This window comes from Klebsiella sp. WP4-W18-ESBL-05, assembly GCF_014169075.1.
In the GTDB taxonomy this organism is placed as follows: domain Bacteria; phylum Pseudomonadota; class Gammaproteobacteria; order Enterobacterales; family Enterobacteriaceae; genus Kluyvera; species Kluyvera ascorbata_B.
On record NZ_AP022057.1, the window covers coordinates 1168606 to 1183911 of the forward strand.

The following is a 15306-nucleotide window of genomic DNA, read 5'->3' on the forward strand; positions in this document are numbered from 1 at the left end:
TTATTGTTTATTTGTCGCGCAGGATGATGTAGTTCGCTAGCGCTTCCAGTGCTGTGGTATCCAGTGACAGTGCGGCCAGCTGTGCTAACGACTGGCGGGCTTCGGCAATCAGGTCACTGGCTTTTGTCCGGGCTTGCTCAAGGCCCAGTAGTGCAGGATAGGTGCTCTTACCGAGCTGCTGATCGGCGCCCTGGCGCTTTCCAAGGGTCGCAGTATCACCTACCACATCCAGAATGTCATCCTGAACCTGGAACGCCAGCCCGATGCTTTCAGCGTACTTGTCGAGCAGCGGTAGCGCCTGTCGCCCTTGTTCGCCCGCGCTCAGTGCGCCGAGGCGGACGGCAGCGCGAATCAGCGCTCCGGTTTTATGGCGATGAATGCGTTCCAGCATTTCCAGACCCACCTGTTTGCCTTCCGCGTCCAGATCCAGTGCCTGACCGCCACACATGCCCGCCACGCCGCTGGCCGTGGCCAGTTCGGAAATCATCGCCAGGCGATCGCGGTCAGAGACGTCCGGCATCGGCGCATCACTGAGTATAGAGAACGCCAGCGTTTGCAGCGCGTCGCCGGCCAGAATGGCGCTCGCCTCGCCAAATTTAATATGGCAGGTTGGCTGACCGCGACGCAGGTCATCGTCGTCCATCGCTGGCAGGTCGTCATGCATTAGCGAATAGGCATGAATGCATTCCACCGCGGCGGCCGGCGCATCCAGGGCCGTCAGGCTGACGCCGAACATTTGTCCGGTGGCATAAACCAGGAACGGACGCAGACGTTTACCGCCTAATAGTGCGCCATACGCCATGGCCTCAACCAGAGGAGTGTTCTGAAACGGCAGCGGAGCGATAAATCGGCGCAGCGCGTCGTTTGCCTGCGTTACGCAGGCATTCAGCTGTTGCGAGAAATCCATTTATTCAGCGTCCGGCGTGAAAGGTGTTAACGGCGAATCTTCGTTATCGGCCAACAGAATCTGCACGCGCTGTTCCGCCTGCTGTAACTTGCTCTGCCCCTGACGCGCTAACTGCACGCCGCGTTCAAATTCGTTCAGCGCCTCTTCCAGCGGTAGGGAACCGCTCTCCAGACGATTAACTATCTGCTCCAGCTCGGTTAATGCAGTTTCGAAACTGGCCGGGGCTTCGTTTTTCTTTGGCATAGTGAATGTTTGGCTCTTGTTATGTCGCGACTGCGTCTATGGTAACGGAGTCTGGGTGTGAAGCAAATAACACGCAATGGTCAGCGGGATGATGATATACTCCGCGTCCTGGACGTAGCGACCGCTGGTACGCTGCGATACATCTTTTTGCTCAAAGCCCCGTCGGGCTTGCCAACGAACCATTGCCGCCATGAAGTTTATCATTAAATTGTTCCCGGAAATCACCATCAAAAGCCAATCTGTGCGTTTGCGCTTTATTAAAATTTTAACCGGGAACATTCGTAACGTTCTTAAACACTACGATGAAACGCTCGCCGTCGTTCGTCACTGGGATCACATCGAAGTTCGCGCCAAAGATGAGAACCAGCGTCTGGCAATCCGCGACGCGCTGACCCGTATTCCGGGCATCCACCATATCCTGGAAGTGGAAGACGTGCCGTTCACCTCGCTGCACGATATTTTCGAGCAGACGCTGCCCCTGTGGCGCGAAGCGCTGGAAAACAAAACGTTTTGCGTGCGTGTGAAACGTCGCGGTAAGCACGAGTTCACCTCTATTGAGGTTGAACGTTACGTTGGCGGCGGCTTGAATCAGCACATTGAAACAGCGCGCGTGAAGCTGACCGATCCGGACGTCACCGTCAATCTCGAAATCGAGAACGATCGTCTGCTGCTGGTGAAAGGGCGCTACGAAGGCATTGGCGGCTTCCCGATTGGTACTCAGGAAGACGTGCTGTCGCTGATCTCCGGTGGTTTTGACTCCGGCGTCTCCAGCTACATGCTGATGCGTCGCGGCTGTCGCGTGCACTACTGCTTCTTTAACCTCGGCGGCGCGGCACATGAAATCGGCGTTCGTCAGGTGGCGCACTACCTGTGGAACCGCTTCGGCAGCTCGCACCGCGTGCGTTTCGTGGCGATTAACTTCGAGCCGGTGGTGGGCGAAATTCTGGAGAAAGTCGACGACGGCCAGATGGGCGTGGTGCTGAAACGTATGATGGTGCGCGCCGCGTCAAAAGTCGCCGAACGCTACGGCGTGCAGGCGCTGGTCACCGGTGAAGCGCTGGGCCAGGTTTCCAGCCAGACGCTGACCAACCTGCGTTTGATTGACAACGTCTCCGACACGCTGATCCTGCGTCCGCTGATTTCTCACGATAAAGAGCACATCATCAATCTGGCGCGTGAAATTGGTACTGAAGACTTTGCCCGCACGATGCCGGAATACTGCGGCGTGATTTCGAAAAGCCCAACCATTAAGGCGGTGAAGGCGAAAATTGAAGCGGAAGAAGAAAACTTCGATTTTGCGATTCTCGACAAAGTGGTAGCGGAAGCGAACAACGTCGATATCCGCGACATCGCCCAGCAGACCCAGCAAGAGGTGGTGGAAGTGGAAACCGTCAGCGGCTTTAGCGCCAACGACGTGATTCTCGATATTCGCTCCATTGACGAGCAGGACGACAAGCCGCTGAAAGTGGAAGGTGTTGAAGTGGCTTCACTGCCGTTCTACAAGCTGAGCACTCAGTTTGGTGACCTCGATAAGAGCAAAACCTACTTGCTGTGGTGCGAACGCGGCGTGATGAGCCGCCTGCAGGCGCTGTATCTGCGCGAGCAGGGTTTTGAAAACGTGAAGGTTTATCGCCCATAAATAAAAAAACCGGCCTGGCCGGTTTTTTTATATCAGAACGATGCAGGCCCGATGGCGCTACGCTTATCGGGCCTGCATTTTACGCTTCGTAATAGTTATAGATCCCAGCCGCCATTACCAACTGCGATGCCACTTCGTACGCTTTCTCGCGCCCGACCAGCAGGTCGATAATCTTCAGCCCGAAATCAATGGATGTGCCCGGCCCCTGACTGGTGAGCAGGTTGACGCGCGGGTCCCACGCGACACGTTTATCCATCCACTGGTCTTCCGGGATTTTATCCTTCAGCGCCGGGAAGCCCGTCATGTTGCCGATGGGGAACAGGTCATGCGGCACCAGTACGGTTGCCGCTGATGCACAAATGGCGGCGACGATACGGCCTGAATGATGAAACTGTCTGACCGTTTCCACCAGCAGCGGGCTGTCGCGGAAGTACTCCGCCCCTTTGATGCCGCCCGGCAGGATGATGATGTCGAAATCACCGTCCGCCACTTCCACCAGCGGCGCATCGGCCAGCAGCTTAACGCCGCGTGAACAGGTAATGGCCAGATTGCCGTCGCTTGCGACGCTAGCGGTGGTGACCTGAATTCCGCCACGCACCAGCAAATCGATTGTGGTGACGGCTTCCATCTCTTCACTACCAGGAGCGAGGCAAATCAGTGCCGACGCGCTCATATTCACTCTCCTTACGTTTAACGCGTTCATACAGGCGGGTATTTTCCGGCACCGGAATACCGTGCGCCCGCGCGCGCTTGAGCAGAAAACCGGTAATGTAGTCGATTTCTGTATGACGCTGCGCGCGAATATCCTGCAACATCGACGAGATATTCTCCGCCGTCAGGTCGATGACCTGGTTGACATAAAATAACAGACTTTCCGGAGAGGTATGAAACCCTTCACGCGTCATGGTCTGCGCCACCTCTTCACAGATACGGGCAATATGCTCCTGATGGTCGCGCAGCGCACCGTTAGGGCAGTCCATCAACGCGGTCAGCGGGTTAATGACGCAGTTGACCGCCAGCTTGCGCCACATGGCAGAGTGGATATTGTCGTGCCAGGCGACGTCCGGCAGAACGTTTTGCAGCGTGACGGCGAGCGCGCTGTAATCGGCCTCATAGCGTTTGGCCGGGCCAATGTGGGTCGTCCCGTTGGCGACGTGGATAATGACGTTGCCATCGCGTCGTGCCGCCTGCGTGGTGGCACCGAGCAGAATCGGCTGCCTGAGGTCATTGAGCTCGATAAGGGTGCCCATGCCGTTATGAATCAGTAAAATCGGCGTGGTATCCGGCAGGTGCGCGGCAAGCGCTCTGACCGCATCGGAGACCTGCCAGGCTTTGAGCGTCACCAGCAGTAAATCGCTTTGTGCCAGAAAGTCAGGATCGTTAGCGGTTAACGACTCATTGAAGACGCTGCCGTCCAGCTCTATCAGGTTCACGCTACAGTAGGGCTGAGGTACGCGTAGCCATCCTTGTACTTCAAATCCTTTTTTGTAGAGCGCCGTCATCCATAGCTGACCCAGCGCGCCACATCCCAATACTGTTATTTTCAAACATCCTCCTTACCACACCAGATGCGACTGGTATGTCATACTTCACGCCGATCACCCGAATAAGTGTGAGTATAGCGCTATCCGCTGAGCTTCCGGGGATAACCAGTTGAGTTATGCCGCGTTGCAGGTATTATGCAACGCAAAAGAAACTAAGGGAGGGGAAAAGATGCCATCTTTCGATATTGTCTCTGAAGTTGATCTTCAGGAAGCGCGTAACGGTGTGGATAACGCGGCCCGTGAGGTTGAGTCACGTTTCGATTTTCGCGGCGTAGAAGCGACCATTGAGCTGAATGAAGCCAATAAAACCATCAAGGTGCTGAGCGAGTCCGATTTCCAGGTGAACCAGCTGCTGGATATTCTGCGTGCCAAGCTGCTGAAACGCGGCATTGAAGGTGCGTCTCTCGACGTGCCGGAAGACTTCGTGCACAGCGGTAAAACCTGGTTTGTTGAAGCTAAGCTGAAGCAGGGCATTGAAAGCGCGGTGCAGAAGAAAATCGTCAAGCTGATTAAAGACAGCAAACTGAAGGTGCAGGCGCAAATTCAGGGCGAAGAGATTCGCGTGACCGGGAAATCCCGCGACGACCTGCAGTCGGTGATGGCGCTGGTGCGCGGCGGCGACCTTGGCCAACCGTTCCAGTTCAAAAACTTCCGCGACTAACGGCGAAAGTACGGCCCACACTCCAGTGCGGGCCGATGCTGCTTAATGGGCGGCAATCACCTGTTCCACCTCAAAACGGTTGGTCACTTTGCTGTCGATTTTGACGTAGGCCGAGTGTTCATCTGCCACCACTAACACCTCTTTCACCCCGTCCGTCGCCAGAAGACGTTCACGCAGAGACTCATCAGCGGCAACATCTTGCGGTATTTCGACGCGCAGACTGCTAACGTACTGCGGCTCCTGCATAGTCATCGACACCAGCAGCCAGACCGTCGCCAGCAGCGCGCCGGCGAGGAATACCGTTTGTGAATCAAACAGGCCGTCAATCCAGCCGCCGAGCGAACCGCCGATGGCTACACCGAGGAACTGGCTGGTGGAATAAATGCCCATTGCCGTGCCTTTGTAGCCCGCCGGGGCTTCTTTGCTGATCAGCGACGGCAGCAGCGCTTCCATCAGGTTAAAGGCGAGGAAGAAAATCTGCACGCCCGCCACCAGCTCCCAGAAGTAGCTGCCGGAACCCCACAGCACAATTTCGGCAATCAGCAGCAGAGCAATGCACAGCACGAATACGCGCTTCATGCGGCGCTTCACTTCCGCGTAGATGATAAACGGTACCACTGCGATAAACGATACCACCATGGTCACCAGATAGATTTTCCAGTGTTCGGCGGCCGGGAACCCAGCGGACTCCAGCTGGCCCGGCAGAGCGACAAAGGTGGACATCAGCAGAATGTGCAGGCACATGATGCCGAAATTAAGCTTCAGCAGCCTCGGCTCCATCAGCACCTTGCTGAAGCAGCCTTTCACCATTCCGGACTCGCGGTTGAGCACGTGGTTTTTGCTGTCCGGCACTACCCACAGGGTGAGCAGAATCCCCAGCGTCGCCAGCCCGGCAATCATCCAGAACAGGGCGTGCAGACCGAGTTTATGGGTGATGATCGGACCTAACACCATCGCAATGGCAAACGTCACGCCGAAGCTGACGCCGATAAACGCCATCGCTTTGGTGCGGTTTTGTTCGCGGGTGAGGTCGGAAAGCAGCGCCATCACCGCAGCGGCAATCGCCCCAGAACCTTGTAGGGCGCGGCCAAGAATAATGCCCCAGATGGAATCGGACAGGGCGGCAATCACGCTGCCCAGTACGAAAATCGCCAGCCCGCCAACGATCAGCGGCTTGCGGCCGACGCGATCGGAAATCAGCCCGAAGGGGATCTGAAATACCGCCTGCGCTAATCCGTAGATGCCAATGGCCAGGCCAATCAACGCTTCGCTGGCGCCCTGCAATGCCATGCCGTATGTGGTCAGAACCGGAAGGACCATAAACATACCGAGCATACGCAAAGAAAATACGGTCCCTAAACCCCAGGTGGCGCGTAACTCACCCGGCGTCATTTTGTAATCGTTCATTCCCACCTCTATATAAAAGCTGGGAGTAGTGTAGTGCGGGGAGAGGGCAGGGTAAACAGAGGGTTAATTAACAAATATTACATTATTGAATCATTTGTGCTGAATAGCGACATTGATGGTAACCCGGCGACGAACTGTCGCCGGGGAAAGAGGCCGATCAGGCGGCCTGCTGACGGATCGCGTCGATCACCTCAAGCGAGCGTAATGCATCTGCTGCATCAATAATTGGCCTGGCCTCGCCGTTAATCACCTGCAGGAAATGACGCAGTTGCAGAATAAACGGGTCGATGGCCTCAACGGGTAACGTCTCCTGCAACAGCGGCGCGTGCCAGCCGCTTTGCTCGCCGTAGCGCCACCAGCGCATCTGCGGAATGGCCAGCGCCCCTTTACTACCGGAGATCAGGTAGCAGTTTTCCGGGGTATGCGCGTAGACCGCGTTCTCCGCTGAGTTCATCTCCCAGCTCCACGGGCTGACGCCGCAGTCGCTCAGCACCGCGCTGCCCAGCGCACCGCAGGCGAAGCGCAGGTTGACCACCGCGCTGTCTTCATTGGCGAAGCCGCGCCCGGCGTTGCTGGTCATCGCCTGCACATCGTCAATTTCGCCCAGCAGATAACGCAGCAGGTCGATGTCGTGTACCAGATTCACCAGCAGCGGCCCGGCGCCCGGTTCGCGCCGCCAGGCGACGTCAAAGTAATCGTGGGGCTTTTGCAGGATCCAGTGCGCCGAGACTGCAACAATCGTTCCCAGTTCACCGCGGTCGATCAGCGATTTTGCCGCTGCGGTCAGCGCATTGTGTCGACGGTGGTGCCCCACCAGTACCGGGACGCCGTGTCGCGTCGCCACCTCCACCAGTTCCTGCGCGCGTTCCGGCGACTCGGCCACCGGTTTTTCCACCAACACCGGAATGCCGCGCTCCACGCAGGCAATGGCATACGGTACGTGCAGAGTATTTGGCGTGGCGTTAATGACCCCCTGCGGCTGGGCCTGATCCAGCATATCGTTGACCTCGGCGTACCACGCCACACCGAGGGATTTCGCCAGCGCTTGCGCCTGTGGTGATGGATCGGCCAGCGCCACCAGTTCGGCCTCTGGCGTTTGCTGAATGACGTCAATGTGTTTGCGCCCGATGGCGCCAGCGCCAATAACGGCAAGACGAATACGGCTCATGATGGGCTCCTGACGGTTGCGGTGAGGGAAGAGGGTTTATCGACCGGTCCAGCCGCCCAGTAGCCTTTGGCGGCCAGGCCGATGACGGTCAGCGCCGCCGGAATGCCGAGGATCAGGAACACCGATTTAAAATCGAGGCCCAGCGCCAGCATTTCCGCGCCAGCGAAGGCGCTGAGGATGGCACCGATACGGCCTACGCCGTGCATCCAGCTGGAGCCTGTTGCGCGGGCCTGGGTGGGATAGAAACGCGCGGAAAGGGCGTTCATTCCGGTATTGGCGCCGTTCAGGCATGCGCCGCTGACGAAGGCGAGCAGGCACAGTAGCGGGAAATTCACGCCCGCGTAGCCAATCGCCATGGTAAACAGTCCTCCAACGGCGAAAATTACCCCCAGCGCCCGGTGCGGATCGATCCGGTCCATTAGCCAGCCGGCGAATAGCGAGCCGACGGTGCCGCCCGCCTGGTAGATGGCGGTCATAATCGCCGCCTGGCTGACGGTCAGGCCAATCTCTTTCACCAGCGTCGGTAGCCAGCTACCGAGGATATAGACCAGGAACAGCCCCATAAAATAGACCAGCCACAGCATCAGCGAGCCGAACAGATACTCCCGCGACAGCACGATGCGCATGGCGCTGCTTTTGACGGGCTGCTGCGGCAGAATAAACTGCACGTTTTCACTGACCTGACCGGGGTAAAACCGTTGCAGAATAGCGTGGATCCGCGCGGTGGGAGCCTGCTTGATCACCAGAAAACGCGCCGATTCCGGTAGCTTCCAGATAAGAATGGGGGCGAACAGCAGCGGCAGCACACCGCCCAGCGCCATCAGCGAGTGCCAGCCGAACTGTGGAATCAGCCATGAAGCGGCAAACCCGCCAATAGCGGCGCCGAAGGTGAAACCGCAGAAAATCACGGTGATGATAAACGAACGTTTTCGTTCCGGCGCATACTCTGACACCAGCGTACTCATGTTCGGCATCGCCGCGCCCAGCCCGAGGCCGGTCATAAAGCGGAAGAAGATCATCTGCTCAATGTTCTGGGAAAACGCCGTCGCTACCGTCCAGAAACCGAAGAAAAAGACGCTATTGATGATGATTTTCTTGCGTCCCAGCCAGTCGGCGAGCGGGCCGGAAAATAGCGCCCCAAGCGCCAGGCCGATTAGCGCGGTGCTGATGACAAAGCCCAGTTCGTGGTTACTGACGCCCCACTCCTGCTTAAGCGTTGGCGCGATAAAACCCATGATGGCAATATCGAAACCGTCCAGCGCGATGACGCAAAAACCGAGGAAAATAACCAGCTTCTGATAACGGCTGAGCGGGTTGGAATTGATTAACTCTCTGACATCCAGGCGTTGTGTCTGTGACATAGCGTACCCCCGATTACAGGAAGGATTGTGCAGCGTTAAACAGCAGCTGTGCGCGTTGTTGCGCCGGCAAAGCCCCCTGAGCACCGGCCAGCGGGACTTCCAGCGAAATGGGCAGCGTTGCCGGTAGCGCCGCCAGCAGGCCGTGTAGATCCAGCTCGCCTTCGCCCGGTATCCGGCGCGCGCAGCGGGCCTGGTAAATCAGTTCCTGCGTCTCTGTGGGAATACGCGCTGGGGCGTCACACAGCTGCATGTAGTTCAACTGCTGTGGCGCCAGCGTGGCTAACGTCTCCAGCGATTCCCCCGCGCGCCAGAAGTGGATGGCATCGACCAGAATACCCACGTTGTGCTGGCCGCTGGCGGCAATCAACGCCTGGGCGCTGGCAAGCGTCGGCAGATGAGTCCACGGCATCGGTTCCAGATTCATGGTCAGCCCGTAGGCTGCGCCTGCCTGTGCTAGTTGGGCCAGGTTCTCCGCACAGCGGGCCAGATTGTCGTCATTGCCGGCCACCAGCACCTGCTGAGCTTCCAGCCGGGCGGCGGTTTCCAGGAACGGGCGCAGCGCTTCAAGGCTGAAGTCCGGCGTCAGCCGCACGATCTCCACGTCGGAGACGCGGATGCCGGTATCGCGCAGCGCGGCCAGGGTTTCGCGTACAGTTGGAGTATCGCCGAGCATGTCGTAATCGGGATCGTCAGGGGTCGCAGGCAGCAGACGAATGCCCACGTGGCTAAAGCCGGTGCGTGCCGCGATGCGCACGTGTTCCGGCGGTGGAACGTCCAGCACGGTGAGTGCTGCTAGCGAGAGAGAACGCATATTCATACAGACTCCAGTACAGTTGCAGGTAAGATTTGTTGTTATGTTTGGCGCCGTTCCCTGGCTAAATGCGTAATATTTTTAAGATGTTATATTTTTGGCGAAGTTTTTCCCCACCAGATAACCGAAGGTCATGGCAGGGCCAAGCGTGATGCCGCCGCTAGGGTAGAACCCCTGCATCACGCTCGACATATCGTTACCCACGGCAAACAGGCCGGGGATCGGGCGTTGTTTTACGTCGAGCACCCGCGCTTGCTCATCGGTTTTCAGTCCGCTGAACGAGCCGAGCGAGCCGGGGAGAATACGCACCGCATAGTACGGAGCCTTTTCCAGCGCCCCCAGCGTGGGGCTGGGCTGGTGGCTGGCATCGCCCTGCGCGCGGTTGTAGGCGGAAGCGCCGCGCTGGAAGTCGTCATCGCGCCCCTGACGGGCAAAGTCGTTGAAGCGCGCGACGGTAGCGCTGAGTGCCGGGCCGTCGATGCTGCATTTTTGCGCCAGCTCTGCCAGCGTGCTGGCACTTTGCAGGTAACCGGTACGCAGCCAGGCTTTTACCGGGAACGGCGTGGGCCGCGCGTGACCGAGGCCGTAACGGTGCAGCGCCTGGCTGTCGGCAATCAGCCACGCCGCCGGTTTTTCGCCCTCCGGCGTGGCGTCGATCAGCGCGGCGATAAAGTCATGGTAGGAGTCCGCTTCATTAACGAAGCGTTTGCCGTTGTCCCGCACCGCAATAAACCCCGGCTTAGCGCGCTCAACGAGGTGCGGAAAGGCCAGCTGTATGCCGCTGGCCAGCGACACGCGCGACACCGGCGCCCACGCCATCGGGTGTTTGAGTGAGCGATCAAACTGCCCGCCGGCCGTTTCGCCAAGGCGAATGCCATCGCCCTGATTCCCCGGCGGTGCGGCGGAAAAATGACCGTAGCCCTGTGCTGCGTGGGGTACCTGTTCTGCCAGTCGCTGCTTGTCGTGCGGGAAACCTCCGCAGGCCAGCACAACCGCACGGGCGTTGATCTGAATTTCGCCATCATCGCTACTCAGTATGGCTCCGGTCACGCCGCTGGCGTTTTGTAACAGCCGCGTCACCGGGGCGTTGAGCTGAAAACTGACCTTGGCGTCCAGCGCTGAACGTAGCAGGCGAGCCACCAGCGCGTTACCGTTGACCAGATGGCGGCCGCGCCCGTGGCGCAGTCGCTGCCAGCCATGACGCGCGAGCCGTCGTGCGGCATACAGTGCGGATCGCGGCGAGCGAGTGGCGTTAAAAAAGTGCGCCATATCCTCGCCGCCAGCGATGCCCATTCCCGCCAGACTGATGGTTTCAAGCGGTGGACGCAGGCGATGCAGCCAGTCGCCCAGCTCGCGAGCGTCATAGGGTTGAGCGGTAACCGAACGACCGCCGTTAACGAAGCCCTGGCTGTTGTGAAAGTCCGGCATTTTACTGCCAGACACAAATTGCACGGCGGTACGGCGACGGAAAAAATCCACCATCTCCGGCCCGTAACGTAAAAAAGTCCGCAGGCGCGCATCGGCCGGACGTCCCTCCATTTCGGCCTGAAGATAGGCCAGCGGTGCGGCGTCATCCTCGATAATACCCTCCTCGCGGGCGAGTGGATTCTGTGGTATCCACAGCCAGCCTCCGGACCAGGCGCTGGTGCCGCCAATCGTCGACTCTTTTTCAGCGACCAGCACTCGCGCGCCGTGCAGCGCCGCGGTCACTGCGGCTGACAGCCCCGCCGCACCGGAGCCGATGACCAGCATATCCACCTCAACGAGCCTGCTCATGTATGCCTCCTTATTGCAGCGGGGAGAAATCGGTCGGGCGCATCAGGACCGACTCCAGACGTTCAACCGCTGCCAGCTCGCGGTTTTTACGCGAGAAGGTCAGCCAACGCTCATCCTGTGCCATACGCGCGCGCCGCACCAGGCGATCGTCCAGGCTTTCGTAAGCCCAGATGTGAACCACCTGATTGACTACGCCAATCTCGGTAAAGAAGAAGCCTATTAGCTTACCGAGATGCTCAGTCTGGACCGCAAAGGCGTCGCTTTTGTACAGCGCGAGCCAGTCAGCCATCTTCAGCGGATTGATGGTGTAGGTGCGTTTTTCGTAGATCATGATGCTTCTCCTGAAGTGAGTGGGGATGTGTTGGTCATATGCACTGCGGCGAGATAGCCGAAGGTGAGCGCCGGGCCGAGGGTGATCCCAGGGCCGGGGTAGGTGCCCGCCATCAGCGAGTCCATGTCGTTGCCGACGGCGTATAGCCCACCGATGGGCTGGCCCTGCTGGTTAATCACCTGCGCGTCGGCGGTGGTGACCAGCCCGCGCGAGGTGCCCAGATCGCCGGTAAACAGTTTGATGGCGTAAAACGGCGCGCTTAACAGCGGCGCGTTACAGGCGTTCGGGCGGTGTGCCGCATCGCCCATCGCGCGGTTGTAGCTGTTGCCGCCTTTATTGAATTTGCTGTCGTGGCCAGTTTGTGCGTCCTGGTTATAATCGGCGACGGTCTGCTCAAGCTGCTGCGGGTCGATACCCAACTGCTGCGCCAGCTCGCCCAGGCTCTGCGCCTGATGCAGATACCCGGCGTTGACCAGCGCATCGTTATTGACCGGCGCTGGACGCGCCAGCCCCAGGCCATAGCGCTTCATCGCATTCGCGTCGCAAAGCAGATAGCAGGGAGCGTTCTCCGGCTGTTGCTGCATGGCGCTGGCGAAGTGGTGGTAGGAGTTGGACTCATTGACGAAGCGTAGGCCGTGCTGGTTGACGGCAATCATCCCCGGCTTGGCGCGGTCGGTGACCAGGTGCGGAAACCGCTCTTCGCTGCCGTCCGGACGGCGCAGCACGGAGACCGGCGCCCAGAAGAAGTTAGATGGCAGATCGGCCCCCTGACGGGCATCAACGCCTAGCCCCAGCTGAAATGCGGCGCCATCATTGGTCGCGGGCGACATGGTGTAGTGCTGCTGAGTTGCGGGGCGGAACTGCGGCGCAATACGCCCGGCGGCGAATCCTCCGGCGGCCAGCACCACGCCGCGACGCGCGTGCAGTGCGACCGATTTGCCGTCGCGCTCAATTTCGACGCCGGTGACGCGACCATTCTGCTCCGTCAACGATTTCACCGTCACGTTAAGCTCCAGCTCCAGCCCTTTGCGCAGCGCCAGCGTGGCCATGCGGGCGATCAGCGCGTTGCCCATTGCCAGACGGGTGCCACGATGGTGACGCAGTCGGTCGCGTCCGTAGCGCAGCAGCAGCTTTGCGCAGTGGCGGAATGAGCGCCATGAGCGTCGCATATCGAGGAAATGCTGAATATCGACGCGGTTAACCATCATGCCGCCAAACAGCAGCATCCCCGGCGGCGGTGAGCGTAGCGTTTTAAAGTGTTCGCCCAGCTCGCGCCCGTCGTACTCCACCACTTCCAGCGCGCGGCCCACGTCGACTGCGCCGGGCTCATCCGGGTAATAGTCCGGCGACAGGGGGCGCAGGCTATATTTCACCGCGCCTTGCTGCTCGAGAAAGGCCAGCGCGTCACGCCCGGCGTGAACAAACGCATCCACCATCTCCGGGCGATAATGGGTGTCGCCAATAATGGTGCGCAGGTAGGTTTTTATCTCCTCAGGGGAGCCGCTTTTGCCGAGGTGGCGCGCCTGGTCGGTATCGTTGATCCACACCGCGCCGCCGGAGATCGCCGACGTGCCGCCAAAGTGCGGCGCTTTTTCCAGCATCAGCACGGAGAGCCCTTTGCAGCAGGCCGTCACGGCGGCGGCAAACCCCGCCGCACCGCTGCCGATAACGATCACGTCCCAGCTTTTCATGCGGCGACCTCATGTGGTGAGGGTATCGCACCGATGAACTGCCCCATCAGCTCCATCTGCGCTAGCGCCATTTCCGGCCCGGTTTGCGTGCGGCAGCCACGCTCGCTGGCGAAGGCCAGCAGCGGGGTGACAACCGGTGCGGTGACGACATCGGCAACGTGCGTGGCGGCGGTTAACGTTTCAAGCAGCGCTGGGCTTAGCGGCAGCGGATCGAAGCCCGCCATACCCGCAGGAGAACCGTTGACCAGCAGATCGATTTCCGCCAGCGATTCGGGCAGGGCGGTGAGGTGGACGCTCGGGAAATGGGTGGCGAGACGATTCTCCAGACGCTGGCGGCTGGCGTCGTCGCGATCGTGCAGGGCCAGACTGTGGATGCCCGCTTCGCACAGACTCCAGGCGATGGCGCTACCGACGCCGCCGCAGCCGGTGAGCAGGGCGCGCTTGCCGACGGTGGCAAAACCGTGCGCGTCGGCGGCGCGCAGGAAGCCGACGCCGTCAAGCATATCGCCCTCTAAGCGGCCGTCCGCCAGCTTGCGAACTACGTTGACCGCATTCAGATGACGGGCGCGCGATGTCAGGCTATCCAGCAGCCCGGCAACGCGCTGTTTATGGGGAACGGTAACCAAAATACCGCTCATATTCTGCCAGCCGCGCAGGGTGTTCAGATAGTCGGCAACGGCTTCCGGCGCGATATCGACCGGGATCATTACCTTATCCATGCTCTGGCTGGCAAAGTAGTGGTTAAAGTTTTCCGGTGATTTCACCTGGGTAATGGGATGCCCGATAACGGCGACGACCTGAGTAAATCCGCTGACCATTGCTCACCTCGCTTGTTAATAAACTGTTGCGTAAGTATTTCAATGGAAGCGGTGAGCGACAACGCAGAATTCGGACGGGTTGGTTGTTAATCGCACCGACAGTGCGATAATCGCAGTATTCGACTCCCTCTGTTGCAAAAGTGTGAACAACTATGCAAAACGAGATTCATCAACGCGATCTGATTGTGGGGCTGCAAAAGGGGCTGGCGCTGATCCAGCTTTTTTCAAAGGCGAACCCGCGTCTGACGGTGCCGCAGGCGGCGAAAATGAGCGGGTTGACGCAGAGCGCGGCTCGCCGATTTTTCCTGACGCTGGTACACGACGGCTATCTGGATACCGATGGGCGCTATTACTGGCTGATGGCGAAAACGCTGCGTTTGGGGCAGGCCTACGTTGATTCCGCGCAGTTCCCGCGTATGGTACGGCCGATTGTTGAATATGTTGCTAGTCGTACAGAGGAACACGCGTCGGTGGGGGTGATCGATGACAACGAGCTGGTCTATATTGCCCGCAGCAAACATACGCCGTTTAACTCAACTTCTGTACGGCTCGGTGAACGAGTGCCGATTCACTGCACCGCGGGCGGTCGCTTGTGGTTAGCCTCGTTGCCGGAAGCTGAATGCGAGGCTGTGTTGCAGCGAGTAGCCCGCGAGCAGCGAACGCCTTACACGGTGACGGATGTACCGATATTGATGGAGCGTATCGCGCAGGTTCGTCGTCAGGGATACGCCTCTATTGAGCAGGAGTTTGAGATAGGTATGCTGGTGATCGCCGTTCCACTTGCTGATAGGGAAGGGCTGTACTGGGGAGCGTTGAGTCTGACCAGCCACCAGTCGCGCACGTCGCTGGAGGCGCTGTGCCGGGATCATCTCGATCTGCTGTATAGCGCGCAGGCGATGCTGGTGGGCTAGCCAGGTGAAAAAAATTGGGTGCGTTGAGAATACCTGGT

At 59.1% G+C, this 15306-nt stretch carries 15 protein-coding genes; 3 read left to right on the forward strand and 12 right to left on the reverse strand.

Going from position 1 to position 15306, the window contains the following annotated elements; translation table 11 throughout:
* Window positions 1-7 precede the first annotated feature (7 nt).
* Both ispA and xseB read right to left on the reverse strand, forming a co-directional pair.
* Window positions 8-907 (reverse strand): (2E,6E)-farnesyl diphosphate synthase, encoded by a 900-nt coding sequence (gene ispA, locus H7R58_RS05590; RefSeq protein ID WP_106928026.1) that lies wholly within the window; start codon window positions 905-907, stop codon window positions 8-10.
* Window positions 908-1150 carry an exodeoxyribonuclease VII small subunit gene (xseB, locus tag H7R58_RS05595; RefSeq protein ID WP_106928024.1) on the reverse strand — a complete coding sequence of 81 codons (243 nt, stop codon included), beginning with the start codon at window positions 1148-1150 and terminating at the stop codon, window positions 908-910.
* Window positions 1151-1340: 190 nt separating this feature from the next.
* Here xseB and thiI point away from each other — a divergent pair, with 190 nt between their 5' ends.
* A complete protein-coding gene (thiI, locus tag H7R58_RS05600; protein WP_106928022.1) occupies window positions 1341-2789 on the forward strand; it encodes a tRNA uracil 4-sulfurtransferase ThiI in 1449 nt (482 codons plus the stop codon).
* Between the two features lie 79 nt (window positions 2790-2868).
* Here the strand turns inward: thiI and yajL are convergent, their stop codons facing one another.
* A complete protein-coding gene (yajL, locus tag H7R58_RS05605) occupies window positions 2869-3462 on the reverse strand; it encodes a protein deglycase YajL (RefSeq protein WP_182928327.1) in 594 nt (197 codons plus the stop codon).
* Window positions 3425-4336, reverse strand: coding sequence for a 2-dehydropantoate 2-reductase (gene panE, locus H7R58_RS05610; RefSeq protein WP_106928018.1), 912 nt, complete (start codon window positions 4334-4336; stop codon window positions 3425-3427). Before panE ends, yajL begins: the two co-directional genes overlap by 38 nt.
* Window positions 4337-4502: 166 nt before the next feature.
* Here panE and H7R58_RS05615 point away from each other — a divergent pair, with 166 nt between their 5' ends.
* The gene (locus H7R58_RS05615) at window positions 4503-4994 is read left to right on the forward strand and encodes a YajQ family cyclic di-GMP-binding protein (RefSeq protein WP_106928016.1); all 492 of its coding nucleotides are present in this window, start codon (window positions 4503-4505) and stop codon (window positions 4992-4994) included.
* Window positions 4995-5036: 42 nt separating this feature from the next.
* Here the strand turns inward: H7R58_RS05615 and H7R58_RS05620 are convergent, their stop codons facing one another.
* The 8 genes from H7R58_RS05620 to H7R58_RS05655 form a co-directional block, all read right to left on the reverse strand.
* Window positions 5037-6401: an MFS transporter gene (locus H7R58_RS05620; protein WP_106928014.1), complete on the reverse strand. Its 1365-nt coding sequence runs from the start codon at window positions 6399-6401 to the stop codon at window positions 5037-5039.
* A gap of 157 nt (window positions 6402-6558) precedes the next feature.
* The gene (locus H7R58_RS05625) at window positions 6559-7569 is read right to left on the reverse strand and encodes a Gfo/Idh/MocA family protein (protein ID WP_182929391.1); all 1011 of its coding nucleotides are present in this window, start codon (window positions 7567-7569) and stop codon (window positions 6559-6561) included.
* Window positions 7566-8930: an MFS transporter gene (locus H7R58_RS05630; RefSeq protein WP_182928325.1), complete on the reverse strand. Its 1365-nt coding sequence runs from the start codon at window positions 8928-8930 to the stop codon at window positions 7566-7568. Before H7R58_RS05630 ends, H7R58_RS05625 begins: the two co-directional genes overlap by 4 nt.
* Before the next feature lie 13 nt (window positions 8931-8943).
* Window positions 8944-9747 (reverse strand): sugar phosphate isomerase/epimerase family protein, encoded by an 804-nt coding sequence (locus tag H7R58_RS05635; RefSeq protein ID WP_182929390.1) that lies wholly within the window; start codon window positions 9745-9747, stop codon window positions 8944-8946.
* A gap of 75 nt (window positions 9748-9822) precedes the next feature.
* Entirely contained in the window at window positions 9823-11517 is a 1695-nt protein-coding gene (locus H7R58_RS05640; RefSeq protein WP_182934670.1) for an FAD-dependent oxidoreductase, read from the reverse strand.
* 10 nt (window positions 11518-11527) lie between these two features.
* Window positions 11528-11848, reverse strand: coding sequence for an NIPSNAP family protein (locus H7R58_RS05645; protein ID WP_106928004.1), 321 nt, complete (start codon window positions 11846-11848; stop codon window positions 11528-11530).
* Window positions 11845-13539, reverse strand: a complete 1695-nt coding sequence (locus H7R58_RS05650; protein WP_182929389.1) for an FAD-dependent oxidoreductase — start codon at window positions 13537-13539, stop codon at window positions 11845-11847. Before H7R58_RS05650 ends, H7R58_RS05645 begins: the two co-directional genes overlap by 4 nt.
* On the reverse strand, window positions 13536-14357 hold the full coding sequence (locus tag H7R58_RS05655; protein WP_182929388.1) for a shikimate dehydrogenase family protein: 822 nt from the start codon (window positions 14355-14357) through the stop codon (window positions 13536-13538). Before H7R58_RS05655 ends, H7R58_RS05650 begins: the two co-directional genes overlap by 4 nt.
* A 152-nt stretch (window positions 14358-14509) precedes the next feature.
* Between H7R58_RS05655 and H7R58_RS05660 the strand changes: the two genes are divergently transcribed.
* Window positions 14510-15268, forward strand: coding sequence for an IclR family transcriptional regulator domain-containing protein (locus H7R58_RS05660; RefSeq protein ID WP_106927998.1), 759 nt, complete (start codon window positions 14510-14512; stop codon window positions 15266-15268).
* The last annotated feature ends 38 nt before the right edge of the window (window positions 15269-15306 follow it).